The sequence below is a fragment of the Kitasatospora sp. NPDC090091 genome, from assembly GCF_044747365.1.
In the GTDB taxonomy this organism is placed as follows: domain Bacteria; phylum Actinomycetota; class Actinomycetes; order Streptomycetales; family Streptomycetaceae; genus Kitasatospora.
The window spans coordinates 66897-85829 of record NZ_JBIVDY010000026.1 but is presented as its reverse complement, the minus strand read 5'-3'; the positions used below and the strand labels follow the sequence as shown (position 1 = coordinate 85829).

General features: G+C 71.2%; 26 protein-coding genes. 16 read left to right on the top strand and 10 right to left on the bottom strand.

Annotated features, from left to right (window positions below; translation table 11 throughout):
• Window positions 1-91: 91 nt before the first annotated feature.
• The 4 genes from ACIPSC_RS33250 to ACIPSC_RS33235 all read right to left on the bottom strand — a co-directional run bounded on the left by ACIPSC_RS33250 (window position 92) and on the right by ACIPSC_RS33235 (window position 3654).
• A complete protein-coding gene (locus ACIPSC_RS33250) occupies window positions 92-1222 on the bottom strand; it encodes a hypothetical protein (RefSeq protein ID WP_400831713.1) in 1131 nt (376 codons plus the stop codon).
• Window positions 1223-1349: 127 nt separating this feature from the next.
• Entirely contained in the window at window positions 1350-2282 is a 933-nt protein-coding gene (locus tag ACIPSC_RS33245) for a hypothetical protein (RefSeq protein ID WP_400831709.1), read from the bottom strand.
• Between the two features lie 158 nt (window positions 2283-2440).
• Window positions 2441-3052, bottom strand: a complete 612-nt coding sequence (locus ACIPSC_RS33240) for a hypothetical protein (protein ID WP_400831706.1) — start codon at window positions 3050-3052, stop codon at window positions 2441-2443.
• An 80-nt stretch (window positions 3053-3132) separates the two neighbouring features.
• Window positions 3133-3654 carry a hypothetical protein gene (locus tag ACIPSC_RS33235; protein WP_400831704.1) on the bottom strand — a complete coding sequence of 174 codons (522 nt, stop codon included), beginning with the start codon at window positions 3652-3654 and terminating at the stop codon, window positions 3133-3135.
• 213 nt (window positions 3655-3867) lie between these two features.
• Here ACIPSC_RS33235 and ACIPSC_RS33230 point away from each other — a divergent pair, with 213 nt between their 5' ends.
• The 14 genes from ACIPSC_RS33230 (at window position 3868) to ACIPSC_RS33165 (ending at window position 12445) form a co-directional block, all read left to right on the top strand.
• Window positions 3868-4530, top strand: coding sequence for a hypothetical protein (locus tag ACIPSC_RS33230; protein WP_400831701.1), 663 nt, complete (start codon window positions 3868-3870; stop codon window positions 4528-4530).
• Window positions 4531-4694: 164 nt separating this feature from the next.
• Window positions 4695-5117, top strand: a complete 423-nt coding sequence (locus ACIPSC_RS33225) for a hypothetical protein (RefSeq protein ID WP_400831698.1) — start codon at window positions 4695-4697, stop codon at window positions 5115-5117.
• Window positions 5118-5240: 123 nt separating this feature from the next.
• On the top strand, window positions 5241-5768 hold the full coding sequence (locus ACIPSC_RS33220) for a hypothetical protein (RefSeq protein ID WP_400831696.1): 528 nt from the start codon (window positions 5241-5243) through the stop codon (window positions 5766-5768).
• 69 nt (window positions 5769-5837) lie between these two features.
• Window positions 5838-6122, top strand: coding sequence for a hypothetical protein (locus ACIPSC_RS33215; protein ID WP_400831694.1), 285 nt, complete (start codon window positions 5838-5840; stop codon window positions 6120-6122).
• Window positions 6123-6136: 14 nt separating this feature from the next.
• Entirely contained in the window at window positions 6137-6346 is a 210-nt protein-coding gene (locus tag ACIPSC_RS33210) for a hypothetical protein (protein WP_400831692.1), read from the top strand.
• Window positions 6347-6373: 27 nt separating this feature from the next.
• Window positions 6374-7174 carry a hypothetical protein gene (locus ACIPSC_RS33205; protein WP_400831689.1) on the top strand — a complete coding sequence of 267 codons (801 nt, stop codon included), beginning with the start codon at window positions 6374-6376 and terminating at the stop codon, window positions 7172-7174.
• A gap of 72 nt (window positions 7175-7246) precedes the next feature.
• Window positions 7247-7591 carry a hypothetical protein gene (locus ACIPSC_RS33200; protein WP_400831685.1) on the top strand — a complete coding sequence of 115 codons (345 nt, stop codon included), beginning with the start codon at window positions 7247-7249 and terminating at the stop codon, window positions 7589-7591.
• 134 nt (window positions 7592-7725) lie between these two features.
• Window positions 7726-8238, top strand: coding sequence for a hypothetical protein (locus ACIPSC_RS33195; protein WP_400831683.1), 513 nt, complete (start codon window positions 7726-7728; stop codon window positions 8236-8238).
• Window positions 8239-8404: 166 nt separating this feature from the next.
• Complete coding sequence (locus ACIPSC_RS33190; RefSeq protein WP_400831681.1) at window positions 8405-8641, top strand: hypothetical protein; 237 nt, start codon at window positions 8405-8407, stop codon at window positions 8639-8641.
• Window positions 8642-8833: 192 nt separating this feature from the next.
• Window positions 8834-9178, top strand: a complete 345-nt coding sequence (locus ACIPSC_RS33185) for a hypothetical protein (protein WP_400831679.1) — start codon at window positions 8834-8836, stop codon at window positions 9176-9178.
• Window positions 9179-9254: 76 nt separating this feature from the next.
• The gene (locus tag ACIPSC_RS33180) at window positions 9255-9662 is read left to right on the top strand and encodes an HNH endonuclease (protein WP_400831676.1); all 408 of its coding nucleotides are present in this window, start codon (window positions 9255-9257) and stop codon (window positions 9660-9662) included.
• Between the two features lie 75 nt (window positions 9663-9737).
• On the top strand, window positions 9738-10463 hold the full coding sequence (locus ACIPSC_RS33175; protein WP_400831674.1) for a hypothetical protein: 726 nt from the start codon (window positions 9738-9740) through the stop codon (window positions 10461-10463).
• A gap of 204 nt (window positions 10464-10667) precedes the next feature.
• Window positions 10668-11303 (top strand): DUF1524 domain-containing protein, encoded by a 636-nt coding sequence (locus tag ACIPSC_RS33170; RefSeq protein WP_400831672.1) that lies wholly within the window; start codon window positions 10668-10670, stop codon window positions 11301-11303.
• Window positions 11304-11398: 95 nt separating this feature from the next.
• Window positions 11399-12445: a hypothetical protein gene (locus tag ACIPSC_RS33165; RefSeq protein ID WP_400831669.1), complete on the top strand. Its 1047-nt coding sequence runs from the start codon at window positions 11399-11401 to the stop codon at window positions 12443-12445.
• 119 nt (window positions 12446-12564) lie between these two features.
• Here ACIPSC_RS33165 and ACIPSC_RS33160 read toward each other — a convergent pair whose 3' ends face one another.
• From ACIPSC_RS33160 to ACIPSC_RS33140, 5 genes are all read right to left on the bottom strand, one after another.
• Window positions 12565-13932 (bottom strand): tyrosine-type recombinase/integrase, encoded by a 1368-nt coding sequence (locus ACIPSC_RS33160; RefSeq protein WP_400831667.1) that lies wholly within the window; start codon window positions 13930-13932, stop codon window positions 12565-12567.
• Window positions 13929-14234 (bottom strand): hypothetical protein, encoded by a 306-nt coding sequence (locus tag ACIPSC_RS33155; RefSeq protein WP_400831663.1) that lies wholly within the window; start codon window positions 14232-14234, stop codon window positions 13929-13931. Before ACIPSC_RS33155 ends, ACIPSC_RS33160 begins: the two co-directional genes overlap by 4 nt.
• Window positions 14231-14590, bottom strand: coding sequence for a hypothetical protein (locus ACIPSC_RS33150; protein ID WP_400831659.1), 360 nt, complete (start codon window positions 14588-14590; stop codon window positions 14231-14233). The genes ACIPSC_RS33155 and ACIPSC_RS33150 overlap by 4 nt, the downstream gene beginning before the upstream one ends.
• Window positions 14587-15114 carry a hypothetical protein gene (locus ACIPSC_RS33145; protein ID WP_400831657.1) on the bottom strand — a complete coding sequence of 176 codons (528 nt, stop codon included), beginning with the start codon at window positions 15112-15114 and terminating at the stop codon, window positions 14587-14589. Before ACIPSC_RS33145 ends, ACIPSC_RS33150 begins: the two co-directional genes overlap by 4 nt.
• A 166-nt stretch (window positions 15115-15280) precedes the next feature.
• Window positions 15281-15517, bottom strand: a complete 237-nt coding sequence (locus tag ACIPSC_RS33140) for a hypothetical protein (RefSeq protein WP_400831652.1) — start codon at window positions 15515-15517, stop codon at window positions 15281-15283.
• Window positions 15518-15776: 259 nt separating this feature from the next.
• On the opposite strand from ACIPSC_RS33140, the gene ACIPSC_RS33135 reads away from it, so the two are divergent.
• Together ACIPSC_RS33135 and ACIPSC_RS33130 are read left to right on the top strand one after the other, a co-directional pair.
• Window positions 15777-16238 carry a hypothetical protein gene (locus tag ACIPSC_RS33135; RefSeq protein ID WP_400831649.1) on the top strand — a complete coding sequence of 154 codons (462 nt, stop codon included), beginning with the start codon at window positions 15777-15779 and terminating at the stop codon, window positions 16236-16238.
• A gap of 897 nt (window positions 16239-17135) precedes the next feature.
• Complete coding sequence (locus ACIPSC_RS33130; protein ID WP_400831647.1) at window positions 17136-17765, top strand: hypothetical protein; 630 nt, start codon at window positions 17136-17138, stop codon at window positions 17763-17765.
• A gap of 304 nt (window positions 17766-18069) precedes the next feature.
• On the opposite strand, the gene ACIPSC_RS33125 is transcribed toward ACIPSC_RS33130, so the two are convergent.
• Complete coding sequence (locus ACIPSC_RS33125) at window positions 18070-18933, bottom strand: hypothetical protein (RefSeq protein WP_400831645.1); 864 nt, start codon at window positions 18931-18933, stop codon at window positions 18070-18072.

Below are 18933 nucleotides of genomic sequence, written 5' to 3'. Positions count from 1 at the left end.
GTACGCGGGCCGGCCGGGGAAGAGCGCACGGCCCTCTGCCCGGCCGGTTCGGGGCGCCCCGAACGCGGGGCGCCCCGTGAAGTGCCGGACGTCAGCCGGCGGACGGGAGGAAGGCGCCGCAACTGTGGTAGCCCCACGACAGGTGCTCACGGGCCCAGAGCCCGCACCGGGCGCACCGCTCGTGCCCGGGGTCGTCGACCGGCGTCGCGGCCAGGACCGGCCCCGGCTCTCCGGTTCCCCTGCCGTAGGTGAACGTGAGGCGGATCGTGCCGTCCGGCTCCAGCGCGGCCGCGCCCTTGTACTCGGCGATCAGCCGCCGCAGCTCCTTGGCGAGGAAGCCGCCCGTGCGCACCTCCGGCTCCCGGGCGGGGTCGTGGTGCTCCACCAGGTAGGCGGGGGCGGTGGCGTCCTCCGGGCAGGCCGGACGGCCGTCACCGGGCCGGTACGGGTGCAGCGGCAGGTAGCGGGCGGCCAACGCCCCCGTGGAGATGTACACGGTGCCGGTGTCCATCACGGATGCCCGTGTCCACGGCCGGCTGTCCATGTGCTCGCGCAGGATTCGGAGCACCTGCCCCCGGGTGAGCGTCGACAGCGGGAGATGGGCCGGGGCCTGGTCCCATCGCGAGCCGTTGCGCAGCTCCGGCAGGTAGTCACCGCACGGCATGCCGTCCGGGGCGGTGCGGATGTCCGTCCGGAGCAGCTGACGGCCCGGCATGGAGTCGTAGACGGAGGCGCCGACGCGGATCGGGTCGGCTTCGGCCGGCGGCTGGAAGGCGGGCCTAGGGGCCTGGAGGCGCAGGACGACTCCGGGGAGTGCCCGGGCGACGGTGGAGTTGTGCGCGAGCGCCCTGCGGGCGACACCGGCGATCAAGTCCGCGAGGGTGTCCAGCGGCGTCCAACCGACAGGACCGTCGGGGTTCTCCTCGTTGGGCTTGTACAGCTGCACGTGCGGCTCGCCCAGGTCGATCTCGTCGCCGGACTTGCTGGCGCGCACGGCCATCGCCCCGGTCTCGCCGTAGGACGACTCGTCGTCCGGCACGAGAAGGGTGCAGAAGTCGACGACGATTCCGGACGTGTGCGTCAGAGCGGTCAGGTCGATCTTCTCGCCAGCCTGCCACTGGGGGCCGAGGATCGCGACGACAGCGGCGGCGATCTCGCGGTCCCGGTACGGGATCTCGTTCCGGTAGACGGGTGTGCCGGGCTTGAGGAGGTTCACGGTCATCAGGGGTGTCCTTTCGGTGGGGTGCCGGGAGGCTGCTCTTCCTCCCCGGCACCCCATAACTGTAACACGGCGAATGATCTGCGCAATAGGGTCAGGCTCGTAACAACACCCAACCCCGGTAGGGGAGTTAGCGCCCCTGGACGGGCGTCCACACGGTCACGCCGCCACCCCAACGCCACACCCGGACCACGCCGGCGCCGTTCGCCTCCACCCGACTCAGAGGGAACTGCAGCAGGGACTCCAGCGACTCGACCGCCCACGCCCGGTCCACTACCTCCGACGTCTCAACCTGCCCGCCGGCGGTGTCGAACAGCTCCCTTCGGAACGACTCGCAGACCGGCAACAGCACTTTGGCGCACTGCCGCGCCACCCCCCGGTGCTCCTGCCGCAGGTCGACGAACGCCTTCGGCACCGCGTACGGGGTCCACCGCTCCATCGACGGCTCCGTCTGCTCCGGGTGGTAGTGCACCGCCCCGCCGGTCCACACGGTGCCCTCACCGCCGAGCACCACCGGCGAACCCTTCCGGCCGGCCCACTCGACCGCCGCAGCGACGTCCGCCGCGCCAGCGATCCCACGCAGCCCCGAGTCCCACCGCTCCCAGAACATCAGCCACCAACGCCCCGCCGGCACCGGCATCGGCACCTCCCGCACCGACCGGTCCTCGGCCGTCACCACCCCCGACTCCCCGTGCTGCACCTCCCCGTCAACGACGCGCTGCGCCACGGGACTGAGCAGCAGCAGCGAGAGCCGGTCCGGCGCGCAGCGGACCGCGTACCGGTTCGCTACCAGGAACCTGCGCAACTGCTCCGTCATCGCCAACCGCTCGGCGACGACCACGGCCGGCTCATCCTCCAGCGTCGTCGGCCGGACCCACGAGACCCGCACCGTGGCGCCCGCCACCTCGCTCCCAGCCTTCACCCGCTCCGCCGAGAACCCCGACCGACCCCCGTCCTCCCACACCGGGAACTCGCCCTTCTCGTCCAACAGGCGGGTCACCGAACGGACGCCCGGCCGGACGACCGGACCACCCACCACGACAACGCCAACATCAGCGGACATGCAGACCTCCAAGGCCATCGAGATGTGAAGAACCTGTGCTTTTTGCGACTTTTGCGACCGTCCCAACGCGCACGCGCACGCGCGCGAGGACTGTTCGGGGCGTGGCGAACCCGGCCGGCGGCCGCGCGGTGTCAGCGGCGGCCAGCCGGGCCCCAGGGCTACTGGCCCGGGCGGAGCAGGTAGCAGTAGAACGAGCCGTCGACCGTCGGGCCCGCCCACTCGGTGACCGGCGCGTACCCCAGCCCGCGCAACACGTCCTCGGCCTCCCCGAACGTCATGGCCGGTGCCTCCCCGAACGGGCCGGAGACGCCCGCGCGCACGTCCCGCGTGATCGTCACCGCGTGCTCCGCCGGGTCGAAGTAGGCGCCGTACCGGATGCCCTCGTGGTTGAAGAAGTCCGAGCCGTTCGGGATGAAGGCCGGCCGGCGGCCGTTGATCGCGTCGGCCAGCGCGGCCACCAGAGGTGCCGGGTCCAGCACGGCACCCTCGCCGCACCCGGCGTGCATGCACGCGGGGTCGGAACAGCGGTGGAAGACGACGGCAAGGCAGTCACCATCGGCGGCGGACTGCAGCTGGGAGTGGAGGGCCGTCAGCTCCTCGCCGGCGGACGGGAGGACTTCCTCACAGCCGATGAGCGCGAACGTGTCGTACGGGCCCGGCAGGTGGATCTGGTAGCCACCACCGTCGGCCGGTTCCACGGTCGCGGTCAGGCCGGCGGCGTGCAGTGCGGCCAGGATCGTCGGCGTCGTGGGATGCAGCTGATCGAACATCGGGTGTCCTTTCGGGCGCCGGGTGCTCTCCCGGCGGGGTGCTGCGCCCCGGTGGCGGTGCCCCGGGGCGCAGCGGGGGGTCAGCGGGTGGCCGGGACGCGGCTGACGCTGAGGTACTCGTGCAGGGTGGCGAGGGCGTACAGCGCCCGGTCCAGCGGGATCCGGTCGAGGCTGATGTGCGTGGTGCCGTCGCCGGTGCGGACGACGTGGTGCGCAGCGGGGGTGCCGTCCTCGTGGTCGATGAAGTGGGTGAAGCCGGCGTACGCCTCGGTGATGCTTCCCGTCTGGGTGTTCGGGCTGGTGGGGCTGCAGTAGCGCCGGGCGTCGACTCCGAGCGCCGCGTTCACGAGGGCGTCGGTGTCCGCCTCGGGCAGGTTGGCGTTGATCCACACCTGCTCACCGTTGGTGATGACGGTCTCCAGGAAGCGGCCGGGCCCCTCCCACTGGAGGCAGACGCGGCCGGCGATCGGGCCCTCGTCCGGGTTGACGATGCCGCCGGGGAAGCGGCTGAGCACGAGCTGAGTCACGGCGTAGTCGAGTGCCGCGCGGGCCGCGCTGACGTTGCGTTCGAGGTTGCGGATCGCCTGGTCGTAAGTGGGCATGGGGGGTGTCCTTCCGGTTGGGCGGATGCTGTCCCGCCGATGGCCTAACTGTAACAGTCGGAATGGTGTCCGCAAGGTGGGCAGGCAAAATTGAAGAAGATTCTTCGACGTGTTGCAGTTGTAGGGTTGGTGGCCCTACGGTGGGAACCACACCGGGTCGAACACAAGGGCCCCCGGCGGAAGAGCATCCGCCTAACCGGAAGGACACCCCCGATGACCGTCACCCTGATCAAGACGAACCCCTACGGCGAGCAGCCGGCCACCCTCGACACCCCCAAGGGCACCCGAGTGCGCATGGCGAACGGCGCCACCGGCACCTTCAGGTGGCTCAACAACCCCACCGAGGAACAGCGCCTCCACGGGATCGAGCTGGACGAGATCGGCCCGGACAGCCTCACCGCCACCTGGGCCCCGGTCGGCACCGTCACCGTGCTGGCGGACCAGACTCCCCCCACCGAGATGGCCCGGGAGAAGCTGAACCGGCGCGTCACCGAGCTGCGCACCGCGAAGGAGCAGCCCACGAAGCAGGAGCAGCCGGCCCCGGCCGCCCGCCCCACGGCCACCGTGAGCGTGCCCGGCGCCTTCGCCGAGTGGCTGGAGGGCACCGGCGCGGTCCAGGGCGACGACGACAGCGACCCGGACTGCCTCGCGCTGCGCCTCGCCTTCGAGAACGGCCGGTGGGTTCGACGGGGCCGGTCGCAGTCCCTGGGGATCACGGGCGATGTGACCGTGATGGCCATGCTCGCCGAGTACGCCACCACCTTCCTGAACCTCGGTGGTGACGCGACCCACGCCGAGCTGAACGGGGCCACGAAGACGCTGGAGCGGGCGAAGGCGGCACGGGCCAGCCTCAAGGCCCAGCCGGCCGCCTCCTGACCCACCGCCCCCCGCCGGGGGCGCCCCGCCCACAGTGGGGCGCCCCCGGCGCCGGACGGCGGCCGCCACCGGCACCCCCAGCCTCGCCAGTCCGCCCAACACCGGGCAGGACGCCCCCAACGCGCCACGGCGGGAGAGCACCCGCCACACCGGAAGGACACCCCATGCGCAGCAACAACGGCACCCCCATGCCCAAAACCGCCCGCAAGACCCGCGTCCGCAAGCGGCTCAAGGACATGCGCGAGACCCGACGCTCCATCAAGGCCGTCGCCGCCAACCCCGTGCGCTCCCTCTCCACCCACCTGATCGCCCGAGGCATGCACCCGGACTACGCGCACCGCTACAACGGCGCCGCCACCCGCAAGGCCAAGCAGCTCGACATCCCGACCGCCGGCGTTCTCACCCGGACCACCCAGACCCCCAAGGGCCCCCGCCCCGAAGACGTCACCCTCTACACCCCCGACCAGGTCGACGCCGTGCTCGCCGTCTACCGGCCCGCCAAGAGCCGCAAGAACCGCGACGCGATTCGCGCCTTCGACCGGATCGCCGGCGGCCTGCTGCGCCCCGCGCACGCCCTCGCCGCCTGACATCCCCCCGGGTACCCCGGGGCCGGCCACCGCGCGACACAACCCGCCCGGGCGCAGCACCCTCAACCCCGCCGCGCCCCCGGTTCGGAGAGCCCCGAACCCCAACCGGAAGGACACCCCGCTGTGCACGCCGCCATGACCGGCCCGGTCCTCAGCGCCGCCTACAACGTCGCCCAGACCGTGCAGCAGCTCACCAACGACAACCGCACCTTCACCCATCTCGCCATCGGCGCCAACAGCGACACGGACGAATGGGACCTCAGGTACACGGCACTGCGAGGCCACCAGGGCCGCCGCTTCACCAACCTTCTGGCCGGGGACGACAACCGGCAGCACGCGGCAGCGATGCGCCTCTGGGCAGCGATCGACGCCGCCGGCGTGACGCCGACCCGGTGGCGCAACATGCTCTACATCCCGCTCACGGCCCCCGGCACCCACAGCCTGACCAAGATCCCCCAGCCGTTCATCGCTCTGTACCGGGAGGCCGCCCGCCGCCGAGACGTCGTCGACGTTGTGGCCGCGCCGGCCACCTGGGCCGACGACGAAGAGCTCTGGGCCCGGTGCCGGGACAACCGGCTCGACACGCTCCTGTTCGACGCCGTGGACCGCTTCAGCGCCCGCCAGGCCGCCGCCACCATCCTCGCCCGCTGACCCCGTCCCGCCCGCCCCCGTGCTGCGCCCTGCCCGACGCAGCACGGGCTGACCAGAGAGGCCAGAGACATGACCCCGGCCGACGAGATCAAGCCCGGCGCGGTGATCGACTTCCACGACGGCGGCCGCATGCTGGTCGCCACCAGCGAGACCGTGAGCAACCGGTGGTTCGGTCGCCGGCACTTCCTGCACGGCGCCGTGCTCACCCTCCCCGCCAGCGGCCCCGGCCCGTGGCGCATCGGCGGCCCCGCCGACCGCACAGCCACTCCCCGCGCCAAGGTCCTCGTGCACGAGCAGCGCGACGACCCCGGCCCGTGCCCCTGCACCACCCACGTCCGACGCCGGACCACCTGACCGAGGAGACCACCGTGCGCGACTGGCGCCGAATGCAGCGCGACGACTTCGACGAGAGCATCCCGAGCGCGCTGTTCCCGATGGAAGCCCCGACCCGGCCCGTCCCGGCCGAGGCCGACGCCTGCGGCACCGAAGCGCTCTTCGGCGAGCCCACCGCGCCGACCGTCCCCCGCCGCGCACCAAAGCCGGCCCCCCGGCCCTCCACCGATCCCGCCCTGTTCTGACCCTGCCCTGAACCGAAAGGCCCGACCGTGCCCGTCAACCCGCCCGCCGAACTCACCGTTCTCACCGCCACCCTGCCGAGCCTCCTGGCCGCTATCCCCGCCCGGCCCGCCGCCGGCGGCCCGGACGACAGCGCGGCCCCGCGTATCGACTTCGTGGTCGACCGGGACGACGACGAAGGCATAACCCACGCGCGCGTCTACCTGAACGGCGTCCTGGTGGAGGCCCGCAGCGCCGCGCATTGGTCGGACAGCGACATCCACCCGGTCGTGCGGTTCCACCTGACCGACTCCGGGCCGTACGACGAAACCCAGCATCACCAGTGGTACGCCGATGTCCTGAGCGGAGTCGCCACCGCGCCGGACGACGTCCGTGACTTCGTCGCCGAGCGAGCCCGCGAATACCACCCCACGGACGACTGCCTGGACTGCCTCACCCAGCCCGCCGCCGCCGCGCCGCCCCCCGGGCACACCCTCCCCGCGAGTCGGAACCTGGACGACCTCACCACCAACGACCTGGAGGACGTCCACCACGCCGCGGCCCACATCATCCGGGCCCGCCTCACCACCGTGGTCCGCCGGGAGCTGCGCGCGGCCGTCGCCGGCATCCAGATCGACGGCAGGCCGCTGACCAAGGCCGCGCTCCCCGTTCAGGCCAGCTGCGCCGGAACGTCCGGCGCGTACGACCTCACCGAGGTCGCGCTGTACGGCGGCACCGGCCGGTGGATCGAGACCGACCTCAGCAACGCCACGGCACTCGTCCGCGCGGTTGAGGCCCTGGCGAACTGGCGGCCGGCCGCCGACGGCGACCCGCTGCAGATCAACCTCTGACCCTGCCCCTCGGGGGTCGGCCGGCCCGCCCGGCCGACCCCCGAGGGCGAACACCCGCCAAGGAGAACCCCGGTGAACGACCGCTTCGACCTTCCGTCCGAGAGCTCCCAGCGAGCCACAGTCAGCCTGCCGATCGGCCACCTCGGGTACGGGCCCGTCATCACGCCGGAGGGGCCCGCCACACCGGAGACCCTGCGGCTGCAGTACGACGGCCACGTCACAGGCCGACAGCTCAGCTACACCCTCAGCACCACGCTGTACGCCCGGTTGCCCAACGGTGAGACGGCCTACGTCGAACTCCTCGACCGTCCCGCCGGCGAGCGGCCCGCCTGGTTCACGACGCTGCTTCAGCGCGTCCAGCCCTACGGGTGGAGCCTCCCGGCCGACGCCCGCAAGGTCGGCACCATCCACCTCTGAGACCCCCTCGGCTGGCGCTGCGCCGACGGGCTGCCGCCGAAGAAGCGTGGTGGTGAACCCTGTTCGGCGAAGCATTCGACATGTTACAGTTATTGCGTTGGGGGGAGCACCCCACACCACCGAAAGGACACCCCGTGTACGCCATCCAGAGCATCACGTTCCACCCGGTCGTCGTCACCGCTGCCACCGAACACAGGGCCGCCCGCCGCGCCCTCACCTGGCCCGGCCTCACCGTCGTCCGCGCCGCCGACGTGAAGGCCGGAGACCTGATCATCTCCGGCTTCCAGCCCGCCAACCCCGGCCGCCTCCCGCGCACCGACTACTTCGCCTACGGCCCCTACGCCGCGAACCCCCAGCCCTACGACCCGACGTGCGGCTGCGGCGTGTGCGGCCTCGACGAAGTGAAGAGCCTGAACGGCACCGTCGTCCTCACCAACGGCTTCCCGTGGGAGTCCTGCGACCCGTGGCCCGCCGACGACCTGGTCCTGATCTTCCCGTTCCGTGGCCAGCTGCTCACCTTTGACCAGCTCGTTGACCACATGCAGGGCCGCCCGGTTGGCCCGCTGGACTTCGCCTCCGCCGCATCCATCGAGAACTACCTCGACCACGGCTGGTACCTCACCGTGCAGGAGACCGCCCGCCTCTGACCCGCCCGCCTGCTGCGCCCGACCACCTTGGGCGCAGCAGGCCCGGGTGAGCGCGACGCAACACCACCCGCACCGTAGACCCCTGTCGAACGTCCGAGCCGCCAACCGGGCCGGCTCCACCCCCAGGCCGGGAGCCCCGGCCCGCCCAGCAAGGGAGAGCACCAGCATGAACGCCGAGATCATCGACACTGCCACGGCCGCCTTCGCCGACACCTACGCAGCCGGAGAGCCCTTCAAGGTCCGCGTCGTCTACAACACCACCGCCGACTCCCAGCTCCGCGAAGAGCGTGTCTGGATCACCCCCGGCTACTCCACCATCGCCGACATCCCCAAGGCCCTCGCTGGCCCCCGACTCTTCACCCCCGACGACGTCCGTCTCCACCGGATCCGGCCCGCCCAGTAGCTGCCCTGACACCCCGCCCGCCGCTGCGCCCCGCCCACCCAGGACGGGGCGCAGCGGCATTCCTGACGGCATATCCGACCGTCGGTCGCTCCGGTCACTGCCCCAGCCCAACGGGGCCCGCTCCGGCGGCCGGCCGCGACACAAGACACCGCGCGCTGCTCCCCTGACCGAAGCCAACGAACAGGGAGCACCATGACCACCGACACCACCCGGACCACCCTCGTCGGCATCGAGCCGAACGAACCGCAGGCCCCCGGCACTGCCCCCCTCACCCTCGGCCTGACCGTCATCGAGACCACCGTCTTCGCCCTCGACGTCCCCCTGGACGAGGTCCCCACCGAACTCATCGAGTTCTACGACGACGGCAACGGACACCGGTACCTCTGCGACGAGCAGCACACCCTCATGGCCTGGCTCAACGACTACCGCGAGCTGTGGATCGACCACTTCGACCCCGCCAAGCACACCCAGACCACCGAGGACCTGGAGGTCGTCAACGTCGACGTCCGCGACTGGCCGCCCAACACCAGCGGGTGACACAAGACCCTGCCAGCCTGCACTCTTCCCGCCACCTTGGGCCGCCTGCGCCCGAGGAGGAAGGACCACATCCGTCGTGACCGCGCTGCGCACCCGCACCCGCAACACCGGCCCCACCGCGGCCGTCCGTGCCCTGGTCTTCGCCCGGGACGGGCACCGGTGCGTGCGATGCGGCACCGGCAACACGCTGACGATCCAGCACCGCACCAACAGGGCGATGGGAGGCAGCAGCGACCCGGCGATCAACCAGCCGACCAACCTCCTCACCGCCTGCCAGGCCTGCAACATGTGGTTCGAGGCGAACCCCGCCGCCTCCTACGCGGCCGGGTGGAAGGTCCGCCGACCCACCGACCCCGCCCACGTACCCGTGCGCTACCCCACCGGGGAGCTACGCACCCTTGAGACCGACGGCACCAGCCGCACCCTCGGCGTCCCGGTCGTCATCACGGGACGCCGCGCCGGCCTTTCCCCGGCCCGCCAGTGACCGCCCCTGCCGCGCTGCCATACCGCCGCACCTTCTTCCCTGCCCGGGGCTGACCGCCGAGAGAGGCATCACCACGTGTTCATCGCCGTCATCAACCACTCCACCCTCGTTACCGACGACCAGGTCCAGCTTGCCGCCCAGGCCTGTGCGGCCCAGGTCCAGCACCACGTCTCGCCGCACTGGGGCGTCCGGCCGATCACCGTGGTCGCCGCGACCACGAAGCAGCCGCTGCCGCCGGGCGCCGCCATCATCGGCATCTTCGACGACGCCGACCAGGAAGGCGCCCTGGGCTGGCACACCGAGGACAGCCACGGCACGGTCTACGGCAAGGTCTTCGCCCGCCCCGTCCTCGACAACGGCGGCCAGCCCCTCCACGGCGCCCTGTCCGTCTCGGCGGTGCTCTCGCACGAGGTCCTGGAGACCTACCTCGACCCGGCCGTCCAGCTGTGGGCCCAGGACGGCCACGGCACGCTGTGGGCATACGAAATCTGCGACCCGGTCGAGGACTCCACCTACGAGGTCAAGGTCGCCGGCCAGCCCGTGACCGTCTCCAACTTCGTCTTACCCACCTGGTTCGACGCCCAGGCCCCCGCCCACACCCCCGTGGACTACCTCGAACACCTGCAGCGCCCCTTCGAGATCGCCGCAGGCGGCTACGCCGTGCGCATGCACGCCGGAGGCACCCCCCAGAGCGTCTTCGGCCAGACGTTCGCCGACTGGAAGCGCCCCGGCAAGCAGCACCGCCTCGCCCGCACGGCACGCCGAACCCCCGCCCGGCACCCCACCGAGGCAGCCCAGTGACCACCTCAGTGGCTGGCCTGCCATGCATCCGGGAAGCACACGCGGACGGAGAATGCCCCCGGCACCAGCTCTGCCCGACGTGCGGGGAAACGATCAACTACTGCACCTGCCCCGCCCCCGGCCGGCCCATCAGCAGCCACCGCCCGGCACCACCGGCCGTTGGCCACACCGCCCGGTAGCCCCGCCCACGACCAGGAGAAGCCCGTGCCCGCCGTCCGTCTCGCCGCCCGAGTCGCCGCCGCGCTCGCCGTCACCGCCACCTGCGCCGTCACCTCCCCACCGGCGCAGCCGCCCCTCACCGACGACCAGCGACTCGTCGCCGCCCTCCCGGCCGCCGTCACCGCCCCCGCGCCCGGCTACGACCGCTCGCTGTTCGGCGACTGGCAAGACCTGGACGGCGACGGCTGCAACGCCCGCCAGGCCGCCCTGCTGCGCACCCTCACCGAGCAGGTCACCGCCCCGGAACGGCCCACCGAGTGCACGATCGTCCTGTCCGGCCGGCTCACCGACCCCTACAGCGGGACCAGCGTGGTCACGGACGTCGAGCACATCGACATCGACCACCGCGTCTCACTGCGGGACGCCTGGGCCTCCGGCGCGAACACCTGGACCGAGCAGTGGCGCCTTGAGTTCGCCAACGACGACGACAACCTGGTCCCCACCCTCCCGTCCGTGAACCGGTCCAAGGGCGGCCGCGGACCCGACCAGTGGAAGCCCTCGGCCGGCAAGGCCGCCGAGTGCGCGTACGCGGCCGGCTACGCCCGCACGAAGGCCCGGTGGGAACTGGGGGTGACCGACGCCCAGCGCGCAGCGCTGATGAAGGCGCTGACCGGCTGTTAACCCGTGCTCCATTTCGGCTGTTACAGTTAAAGGAGTCGGTGATGGGGCTTCCCCAGCCGCACACTCCATCGTGACTGTGCCAGGAGCCCACCACCATGCCCACGAGCGCGTTCATCTACCCCGAGCGCCCCGACTTCCCCGAGATCCGCAGGAAGGCCCGCGAGGCCGTCGCCGCGGACCTGGGCAAGATCGCCCACCCCATCGAGCGCGCACGCCGAGCCGTCGAGGTCCTCACCCAGGCCGAGCAGGACATCGCCATGTACAAGCCCCGGCGCGAGCGTGCGGCCCTCTCCCTGTGGGCCTACGAAGGCCACCGCACCCGCGGCCTGGAACAGTCGATGGGCTGCACCCGCATGCAGTGGACCCGCATCCAGGCAGGCGCCTTCGGCTGGAGGATCGCCGGGAAGGTCCCCCCGCCCACGCCGAGCGCCGGCCCCGACCGCGTCGCGGCCGCGCGCGCCGCAGGCATCACCGAGCTGCCAGTGGAAACCGCCCTGTCCGAGGTGTCGAAGTTCGGCATCCTCACCGAGCAGGCCATCGCCCGGCAGACGGAGGCCCGACAGGTCCGGGACGCCGCGATCCTTGCACTCAAGCAGCCGCCCTACCAGCTGACGAACGAGGAGATCGCCGCCCGCAGCGGGATGGCCGCCACCGACACCGTCGGGACCGCGGCCAAGCGCCGCATCGACGAGAGCCAGCAGGCCGAAGCCGACGCGGCGCAGCAGGAAGCCGCCGCCGAGCTCGCCGCGGAGCTGGCCCCACTCAGCCCCGCCGAACGGGCACGCCGCGCCGCGGAGATCGTCGACCAGGTCGACGAGGAGATTGCCGAGCACACCCGTCAACGCGAGCTCGCAGCCCTGTCCCTGTGGGCCTACGGGGGCCACCGCATCCGCCACATGAACGCGGCACTGGGCTGCACCCGCGAGGAGTGGGACCAGGTGTGGAGGAACGCTCTCGGCCAGGTCGACGACACGGCGGAGGCACCGCGGGCCGGCGCCACCCGAGCCCGCATCGCCCACGAACATGGCATCAACGAACTGCCCGTCGAAACCGCCCTCGCCGCCCTGCAGAACCACGGACAGCTCATCACCAAAGCCCGCGCCCGCCGCGACGAAGCGGCAGCCGCGGCACGCCAGGTGTAACGCTCACGGGCCCCCCGTCGTACACCAGGGTGTGAGGTGCTCCTCCACAGCCCTCACACCCCCTGCTGCTCCCGGGCCACCGCACTCCGGCCCGGGAGCAGCGCCGTTCCCGGCGGTGCCTACACCTGCAGTCCCACGCGCGCCTGCTGTTGAGGGGCCGCTGCGCCCTGGTCTTCCGGCCCGGCCCCGGCCTTGCGCTTCTCGCGAGCAGCAGCCCAGGCGTTCTCGTTGGAAGACTTGATCTTGCGGAAGTAGCGCTTCATGGCGGTGGAGCCCTTGGCCCAGTCGCCGAGCTCGGCGATGGTGTCCTCGGGGATGCCGCTCTCGTACAGCTCGGTGGCGCCGCCGGCGCGCAGGCCGTGGGCGGTGACCCTGCCCGCGGTGGTGGCGTCGCGCAGCGCGTTGTAGCCGAGCTTCACGCGCTCGTCCTCGGTGAGGTGGGCGACACGCGTGTACGCCTTCCTCGCGAGGGCCTTGATGTACTTGTTGATGGTCTCGCCGGAGAGGAAGGACAGCTCGGTCCAGTCCTCGGGGGTGAGTTCTTCGTCGGTCTTCGGCGTGCCGTCCGGGTGTGTGGGGCGGGTCTGTGGGGTAAGCCGGACCCCGAGGCGCCCGGCCTTGTCGAGGGCTCGGAACAGGGCTTGGTCCTCGGGCTGACGGATCCGCCGGCCGTACTCCAGCCAGGTGCGTACTCGGCGCACCGGGCAGATGTGCGGGGCGTCGTCCCGGGCGGGGATCCATGCCTCGAACACGGAGCCGTCCTTGTGGGTCTTGCGGTCGACCAGGCGCACGTCGATGCCGTCGCGGTGCAGGGTGACGTGGGTGACGATCAGCCGGGCGAGTTCGATCCGGCGGCTGAGCAGGTGGTAGCCCAGGGTGGCGATGGCGGCGTCGCGCAGGTCGGCGGGCCGGCCCTGCTCGTCGCAGACCGCGACCATCTCTTCCAGGTCGACTTCGCGGATCGCGGGGCTCTGCTTGTCGGTGCGGGTCCGGTTCCACTTGGCGCGGTAGGCCGAGAGCATCGCGGTGACCTGCCGGGTGCCGGGCCTGGTGCTGCCGGGGGTCTGTTCCTCGTTCCAGGTGACGACCGCGCTCTTGTAGACCGCGATGGTGTCCGGGTCCAGTTTGCGCAGGATCATGTCGCCGACGTAGGCGATCAGCGTTGCGGTGGTGCACGGCAGGGCGATCCGGCCGCGTTCGGCGCACCACTTCTCGAACAGCCGGATCTGATTGGCCCGGTTGCGCCGGGTGTTCTCCTTCGGGCCCTTCTCAATCAGCTCGGCGACTTCCTCGGGGATGACGAAGTCGACCGCGGTGTACTGCGGTGCGACGAACGGGGCGGGCAGCGGCCGGCCGGCCACCAGCACGGTGTCCCGGGTAAAGGCGGAGACGTCCAGGCCGGGCGCCCGCACCGGGACGGCCGGGAGCGCGGGGCCGCCAGCCTCGACCAGCTCCCCGTCCACCACCACCTCGACCTCGGTGCTCACTTGGCGCCGGCCTGGTCCGCGCGCTGCCACTGTCGCCCCGCGGCGTCTGGGTTGTCCGCGTGGTCACGCCAGTTCCCGGCCAGCTGGTGCAGAGTGTTCAGCGCGGTAGTGGCGCCCGGGATGTCACCGGCATCGAGGGCTCCGTCGATTCGGCCGAGCGCGTAGGCGCTCATGGTCAACGCGGTGACCAGCTCCTCCGGCACGGTGTGGCCGGCCGCGGCCGCGGTCTCCACCAGCCGGGCCCGGACGAAGCCGTGCACGGCGTTGGCGTGCTCCCGAGCCTGTGCCGGGGTGCGCGTCACCGGGTCACCTGCGCCGGGGCGAGAGGGCGGTTGCGGACTCCACCGCGCGGGCCGAACTCCACCACCGCGTACGGTGCCTCGGCAACGGTCAGCTCGGCGCCCGGCTCGCCGGCCACCTCGTACAGGTAGATCCGGGAGTCCTTGTTGCCGAAGTACTGCGCGTCCTCGACGGTGCGGCCGTCGGCCAGGTTCTCCCGGCAGCGGGGGATGGCACCCGGGACGGTGGGGGCGAGCCGGTCCAGCAGAGCCTGCTCCGCGCCGGTGCGGCTCGGCCACCACTCCAGCGGGTTGGTCACCGGCCCTTCCACGTCGCGGTCGATCGGCCACCAGCGGCCCCAGACACGACGTCCAGTCACGCGAACTCCTCCTTGTGGTAAGGCTGTTGGGTGGTAATGGCGGCGGACTCCGGGGCCGGCTCGGCGTGCGGTGTGATCGTGTCGATCACCGTGCGCAGCGCCTCGCGGATCGCGTGCTCGCGTCTGGTCCACAGTTTGCTGAGCTGCGCCGGGTCCGGGGTGTCGGCCAGGTTGGGCTGCTGCAGCAGCAGGTTGGCGGCCGCCATGTACTCCTGGGCCCGGTCGAAGGCGTCCTGCAGTTCCTGGTAGCGGGCGACGGCGGCGGCCTCGGTACGGCACCGCAGGTCGGTGCACGGGATCTCGGCGCGCACGGTGAGGTAGCCGGCCTCGTCGGAGGTGACGGTCAGCGGCAGGTCGGCGTCCGGGTTCTCCCGGCGGCACGGATGTTCGTCGGCCAGCTCGGTGCGGGCCTCCTCGTGCAGGCCCGGGTAGCCGCCGACCTCGTGCAGGAGGTCGGCGGTGATGCCGCGCTCATAGGAGTGGAGGACCGAGGCGGGTCGCTTCGGGGCGGGCGTGGTGCTCAACGGGCTCTCCTGCGCGCGCGGGGTGCTGACGAGGGAAAGCCTCTCACAGCGGTAGCCTCTGATATTGATGCTTATACGAGGCTAACGACGTTAGTCAGCGACGCAAGCGGCTGGAGAGGTGTAGGGGACGGCGCGGCCGGCACCGGTCCGGCCGCGCCGTTCCGGGTCAGCGCTTGCGCCTCTCCCGCTTCTTGCGCTCCTCGTCCTTCTCCAACTGGTCGATCGCGTCGGCCACCCGGCGCAGCCGCCGGGCCAGCGACCCACGCTCGGGCGCCAGATCGCCCATCAGCCACCTGGTCACCGGCAGCGCGACCACCGCAACCAGCCAGATCACAGCCTGCTCCGCGCCCGGAAGCCGCGGGTCGTCCCCCTCCGTCGTGGCGGAGTTCGTCTTCGTCGTCATGGCCCGACCGTAGCGCTGTCGCCGCCGACCGGAAGACCGCAACGACCAGCCCTGGTGCTCGCCCACCAGGGAAGCACCCGAACGGGTGAAGGGCCCGGGAGCCCCGTTAGATATCTAGCGGGGCTCCCGGGCCGGCCAGGCGGCCGGCCACCTACTCACGCGAGTAGGTGGGGCAGGTCGAGCCGGGCAAAGCCCCCGCGCTGGGACGGGTGCGTCGCTAGGCTGGTCGTCACCGAGGCCCTGCTTCAGGAAGAGTGCGATGAGCGACACCCCCGCCGAGCTTGACCCGCTGGACCAGCAGATCTACCAGGAGTTCGAACTCATCGGCTGGCGACTGGAGTTGCTGACCGGCGACCAGGGACTTGCCGACATGGTCCGTTCCAGCCTCAGCCAGGCCTCGGCTCGCTACGCCGCCCAACTGCGCTCGGATGATGATGAGACGGTGGCCGAGGCCGTGCTCGACCTGGTGACCAACCTCTACCCAGGCGACACTCCCATCCCCGACGACTGGTGGACCACGCCGCTGGGCCGGCTGACTGCGGCCAGCACCGGCCACCCCACCGCGGAGTCCGTCACCTACAGCGTGGGCGGCGCCATGCTCGGCATCGACTCCGGCGCTGTCGAGCTGCTCGCCCGAACGGGCCAGCTCGACGGGCACCCGGACGGCGGCGTCACCTCGGTGTCCGTTCAGCAGTACCTCCAGGCGCACCCCCGCCCCTGACCGGCGCGCACGCACCGGAACGCGGTCGCGATACCTGCGGCCGCTTCCTGGCGAAGTGCGCGAGAGGATAGCCGTGAAGGCTTCGTCAACAACGAAGTACAGAACTTCTGAGTCTTCAGGTTGTTCTACTCCGGTTTGTCTTCGGCGAAGTTCCCGGTCTAGACTTACGTCATCGAAAGGGCTTCTTTGTTGCTGTTCGCCACCCAGCAGCGAAGACGATTAGCTTACGCCACAGAGTCGATTATTAATCAAGTCGGAACTAATCTGATTCAAAGTCTGACCAACTTTGACGAGATAGTTTCTTATTTGATCTGAGAGTTTCCGGCAATGATTTGCCGGGAAGCATGGTGATGCCGTCCGACTGCTCCCGTAGGAGTGTCGGACGGCGGGCCGCTACACGGGCGAATCACCTCGGGTGCGGTTGGGGATGGTGCCCCCGACCGCACCCAAGCCTTAGAGCAGGCGGAATACCTCCACCAGCACCCTCAAGGTCTCAATGAGGATCATGCGCCACTGCCAGCGGCGTTCCTGGTCATCCGGGTCGGGGCCCGACTCGTCGTCATCCCCCGGCTTCGTTCGAACCGTCATGGAACGCTGCTCCCCTCCGCATTTTTGAACGCTTGGACCGGTTGGCCCAAGCGGGTACACGGGGGAGGGTCAGGAACTCCTGAATGCAGTGCCGATGCTGATCCTAGAGCCACCCTCCGGCCGATAACAAATTCGGCCCGAATGGGCATATCGTTTCGATATCCATTCCTCCGGGTGGCATCCGTTGACCTGCGATGACGCATTTTGCTACCGAGTAGCACGCGCGCCGGCTCCGCCGGTGGACTTGCGGGCGCCGGGCGCTGTCAGCCCGGTGCGGCATCCTGGAGCTCCACCACGAGACGGGCGGCCATGGACGAAAAGCAGAGGGCGCGCGCAGCGAAGATGCAAGCGGTCGCCGAGGACGACCGGGTGCCGGACGGCCTGCGCGAGGCCGCCCTCAACCGGCTGGCCGCCCTTCAGGAACGGCACGGCCTGCTACTCGAGGAGCAGGTGCCACCGCCACGCCAACCCGCCATCGGCAGCCGGGTGCTGGGCGCGAAGGCCGAAGCCACCTGGGACCTGCCCACCAGAGACGTTGCCGCCCTGATCAAGGCCGAGATCAAGACCGCCCGGCAGCCGGCGCCGCGCGGACCCGCTCGGGACGCCGTCACGCTGCACAACCCGATCCGGGACGCGCCCAAGGGCACCCGCATCCACGTCTCGCACCGGCTCTCCACCGGGTCGGCCAGCATCGCCATCAACGTCCGAGGCCTGCCCAACGACTGGGCCATCAGCGGTAGTTCGGAAGTTCGTCCCGGTGTCGTCCGCAACGTGCCCTCGTCGGCCTGCAGAAACCTTGCGCAGGCCCTCTGGGTGATCGGCGACGCGTACAACTGGCGCGGCGACGGCTACATGCAGGACTACGTCGACTGCCGGTTCTTCTTCCACGTTGAGCTCTACTGTGCGGACGGCACCCACCTCAACCTCGACGTCACCTGACCGGGCCCGGGAGGAGGCGACACAACGCTCCGAGTGCCGGTAGGAACACCCTGACGCGGATGCGAGTGGCCAGTGCGGCGCAGCCGAAGGAGCTGCCCCTGGAGGGCTACCGTCCGCGGCCCGGCCCGGGCGCAGCACACGACGCTGCGCCCGGGCCGCACGTTCGGGTAAGCCTTCCCGCCGGCCTCCGCTCGACCTGGTGCCCCCGTACGCGGTGAGCACGCGCGTCAGCCAATGGCTGACGGTTGCTGCTGGAGGCCCGGCGGATGAGACCTCGTTCAGTGCCCTCCGGGGCACCGCATCGTCAGCCGTTGGCTGACGCCCGCTTCGCCGGGCTGGTGAGTACCCCGTACTTCTTCGCCGCGGACTGCTTGGTGATCCCGCCCAACGCCTGGCCGACGTCGCTCCAGGATCCGCCGGCGCCGCGCGCCCTGGCCATCAGTGCGGCGGTGTTCGCGTCCAGGACGGCCTGCAGATCGGCGACGAGCGTGAGCGCGGCGAGCGCAGCATCCCGGTCGATCTCCTCGTCCGCGAGCGCAGCGGCGAAGGCCTCCACCAGCGGCATCGGTGTGGCGCGCTCCCGCCAGGCCGTGCCCTGGTCGCCGCGGGCGTAGCGGGCGGTGAGCAGCTCGACCGGGGTCGGCTCCAGGACGGGCGGCGCGGCGTCAGCCTCTGGCTGACGCCCGTCAGGGGCGGCCGGCGGCGTGAGGAGCCAGCCGATTCCCTTGCGCTCGGTCAGCAGCTCCAGCGCGTGGTCTGCGTTCCGGTCCCGGCCCCAGGGCCTGTCCTGAGCGGACTCCTCCAGCAGCCGTTCCACCATGGCGAGCTCCCGCGCGGTCGCGGTGCGCAGCGGGAACGCGACGTCCTCCAGCAAGTGTTCCGCGGCGTAGCGCGGGGTGTTCCAGCGGTGGACTTCGCCTGAGACGTAGCAGCGGATCGCTCCGAGGACGGTCGCTTCGTCGGAGAGGTCGCGGCCGGCATAGACGATGTCCTTGTGCTCGGGCAGGTGCCGCTGGACGGCAGCGAGCATGGCCTTCCTGGTCGGTCCGTCGTGCCAGCGGATCACCCAGTGCTGCCTGGCGTCGTAGTACTCCGCGTCCATGTCGCACTGGTGGATCTTCGACATCTGCCGGACGAAGGCGCGGATTTCGCTGCTGCGGCTGGCCAC